Raw genomic sequence first — 3,445 nt, 5'->3', positions numbered from 1 at the left:
ACTCGTTACAGGTGCGCGTCGCTTCGCAAACAGCTTGCTTTTGACTTGGCGTTTTTTGCCGTCTCGGCATCGCTCACTAATTCGGCCGCTGCCGACACCGTGAACTGGCGTCAATTCGAAGGGACCAGCATAACTTGGGCCTACGACATCCACCCCTATGCGGATGCTCTCGCTGCGCAATTTCCGGAGTTCGAGAAGCTGACCCGGCATCAAGGTCACGCCGGAACTCTACCCAGACGATTCTTACTGGAACAAGATGACGATCCAACTGACGACGAAGTCGCCAGCATGGGATGTGTTCGGCACTGGCATTCAGCCCGCGTAGGACCTCGCTCCGAGTGGCGCCCTGGAGCCGCTGGACAAATACCTGAGAGATTGGAAGCTTACCGATGCTGGATACGACTACATTACGTGGACATGATCAAGAAGTGCGCGGCTCCTTCCTTCGCGTCCGGCCGCAGCGCGATGACGATCGACTCAAATATGTTCGGCTTCTGGAACGATGTTGCGGGGAAGCCGGCATCCGGCAAGATCGCCTTCGCTCCGCCGCTGCACGCACCGAGCGCCACGAGCTTGGAGTCTGACATCTGGATCTGGGCTCTCGCCATGAACGCGGCTTCCGAAAAGAAGGGCACGGCCTGGCTGTTCATCCCGTGGGCCACCTCCAAGCAGGTGGCGCTCAAGGGTGCCCTTGCTGGCCAGCTCGTCAATCCGCCGCGCACGTCGACCTGGCAGACGACACCTGGACTAAGTACGCTTCGCAGCCCGAGTTCAACAACTTCGTTGACAGCTTCAAAAAGATACAGGACCAAGCCGCGCTGGCTTTCACACCGCGTGTCGGCTTCGGCGAAGCCATGAACGCATGGGCCGTGGCGATGCAGAAGATGGTAAACGGCGATGACGTCGAGACGACGTTGAGGGCGCTTGCCGAAGAAATCCGCACTGGCCTCTGATCAAAAGGAACAGGGCAGTACTATTGCACTGCCCTGTTCCCGCCAACGGCGGAGATCACGCCGTGTCACCCCAAGCACTTAAACCCAGCGTGCCGATGGCAGCCGAAGGACCTGGCGCGCGCGCCTCGTCCGGTTCGGCTTCGCTGGAGGGGCGTTCCATCGACTGTTTCAGCCTTGCAATCATCCAGGCGCTGGCCAAAAGCCAGATGGAGCGCCGGCTCAGGAACCGGCGCAAAAACTCGAGCCTGCCGGCGCTGATCGAGCTGGTGCTGGCGCGGCCGCTGGTGTCGGCAGGTCTGGTCGCGGCCGAGCTGAAAATTAGCCAGCGCGCTGCGCTCGGGCTGGTGCCGAACTCGGCATCCGTGAGGTGACCGGCAGGGGGCGCTACCGGGCGTGGGACCCCGTTTAGCTGCGGCGGGCTTTGGCGAAAGCGACAGCACTGATGATTTTTGCTGTACGCTCATTCTCCCTCATCTGCGCGTTGACAGAAAACCAGCAGGCGAGGGTCACAGCACGCTGTGCTCCCCGCGATTTCCGGAAAACCAATGAAAAACGACTTTGATCGATCGCGCGGGACGTATCATTCAACCATGTCGAGAACGGGCGTGACGGCACGTACACTATGGACCGAGAGAACTTTGTCTGGCGACTTTGCGCACGCTTGCAAAACTCTTCGGAAAACTTCCTTCTGTTGATCCAATGATCGTAATGAGCTGGAGTGGCATCGCCGCTCTCCTCGGTTCTTGCTCTCTCAGTTGAACTTGATGCTAGCCTGCACGAAAACGCCGTAGCGCTTTGCCTTCCAATCGTCGGCCTGCGGGGAACCACGACCGCCCATTGCCTCTTCGAAATGAGCGGTGCCGTTATTCGCCACGGCCGCAACACCGCCTCGAGCTGGACGCCATGCCCATCGCCGTCTTCGGGAATTAGCTTGATCTTGGGCGCATGTGGTGCTGCTCTTTGCCGTCGAGCCGCGTGAAGAGGAACGCCACGTCACCAGAAAGGCTGAGTCGCTCGGTGAGTTGCGTCTGCCCGGCCAAGCCGAGTCGCAGCGAATGCCAATCGTTGTCCTGGCTGAGAGGTTGACGTAGGTGGGACGGTTGGCACACAGGTTCCCCAGTTGGTCGCCTGCTGCGTGCAACCGAAAGCATCGTAGCTCTCGTGCCAGAAATTGTTGCCAACAAAAGCACCGATGCGGTAGCGCGGTGAGTTCAAGAAATTATATCCAAGATCGGCGGTGAAATAGCTGACGCCGCCCCCGCGCTGATCACTGAATGTGTTTGAGTAGCCCCCCATTTCCGTAAGAAGTCCTCGTCATGAGAAAATCCTCCCTGATGCCGCCCGCACCGAGGAGGCCTTTACGAAAATGCCAGTCGGATTGTGGACTCGAATGCGCGTCTAGATCGTCATAGGTGAGCCGCGAGACCAGTGACGTACCTTTATGATTGTAAAGTTCCTTCGATGCGTTGCCGGTACTGGCCAGTAACGTAGTCCACCCTCGAAGGAAAAGACTGAGGCCGCCGACCCGGCTACCGACGCCGACTCGCAATCACCGGCACTCGACGGCGGTTCGGAACTTCTCGGTGCCGCAGCGCCGGCCAAGCCGGACGGGCCCGGTGAAAAATTCGTCGTCGAGGGCAAGGCGCCCGCTGCTGCGCCCGGCCGCGCCGACGATTTTTCTTGGCCGCCAAGGCGGCAGCCTGCGGCCGGGGCCACAACCGAAACGACCACGGCGATCAGTCCGTAAGCTGCCCGGGGCAGCGGAAGGGCGGAAAGCGCCTTCAGGTGGCCGCACAAGTAGGGTCTCGAGACGGACTCAGCGCGGCAGCACGCTCGATCCCATCAGCGCCTCATCGATGGCGCGCGCCGCCTGGCGGCCCTCGCGGATCGCCCAGACGACCAGCGACTGGCCGCGCCGCACGTCGCCCGCCGCATAGAGCTTTTCGACGCTGGTCCTGTAGTCCCGGTCATTGGCCTCGACATTCTTCGAGCGGCGGCTGTCAATGGCGATCTTCATCTGGCCGGCCAGTTCCGACACCGGCCCGCGAGCGGCTGGCCCGGCAAAGCCGATGGCGATGAACGCGAGATCGGCGCGGATGACGAATTCGGTGCCGGCGATCGGCTTGCGCTTTTCGTCGACTTCGCAGCATTTGACCCCGGTCAGCTGGCCGTTTTCGCCGATGAATTCAAGCGTCGCCACCTGGAATTCGCGCTCGGCGCCTTCGGCCTGCGAGGATGACGTGCGCATCTTGGTCGCCCAGTATGGCCAGACCGACAGCTTGTCTTCCTTTTCCGGCGGCTGCGGCCGGATGTCGAGCTGGGTGACGCGCACCGCGCCCTGGCGGAAGGCGGTGCCGACGCAGTCGGAGGCAGTGTCGCCGCCGCCGACGACGACGACATGCTGGCCGCCGGCGAGGATCGGATGCGACGGCCACGCCACCGACTGGATCGGTTCGCCGCCGACACGCCTGTTCTGCTGCACCAGATAGGGC

At 61.6% G+C, this 3,445-nt stretch carries 2 protein-coding genes and 2 pseudogenes; 3 read left to right on the top strand and 1 reads right to left on the bottom strand.

Features of this window, described 5'->3' with window-relative positions; genetic code table 11:
- The 3 genes and pseudogenes from ENZ75_RS25530 to ENZ75_RS35330 all read left to right on the top strand — a co-directional run.
- A pseudogene (locus ENZ75_RS25530) lies at positions 1-858 on the top strand (extracellular solute-binding protein); the annotation flags it as partial.
- Positions 859-1,015: 157 nt separating this feature from the next.
- Complete coding sequence (locus ENZ75_RS35765) at positions 1,016-1,324, top strand: helix-turn-helix domain-containing protein (RefSeq protein WP_236473435.1); 309 nt, start codon at positions 1,016-1,018, stop codon at positions 1,322-1,324.
- Between the two features lie 1,181 nt (positions 1,325-2,505).
- Positions 2,506-2,700: pseudogene (locus ENZ75_RS35330) on the top strand (DUF459 domain-containing protein); the annotation flags it as partial.
- A gap of 69 nt (positions 2,701-2,769) precedes the next feature.
- On the opposite strand, the gene ENZ75_RS25515 reads toward ENZ75_RS35330, so the two are convergent.
- Positions 2,770-3,445: FAD-dependent oxidoreductase (locus tag ENZ75_RS25515; protein WP_164767159.1), on the bottom strand; the 676-nt coding region annotated here is incomplete at its 5' end.

Source organism: Mesorhizobium sp. M7A.F.Ca.CA.002.04.1.1 (assembly GCF_004022805.1).
GTDB lineage: Bacteria > Pseudomonadota > Alphaproteobacteria > Rhizobiales > Rhizobiaceae > Mesorhizobium > Mesorhizobium ciceri.
Note: the sequence above shows the minus strand (reverse complement) of the source record. Positions and strands in the feature narration are given on the sequence as shown.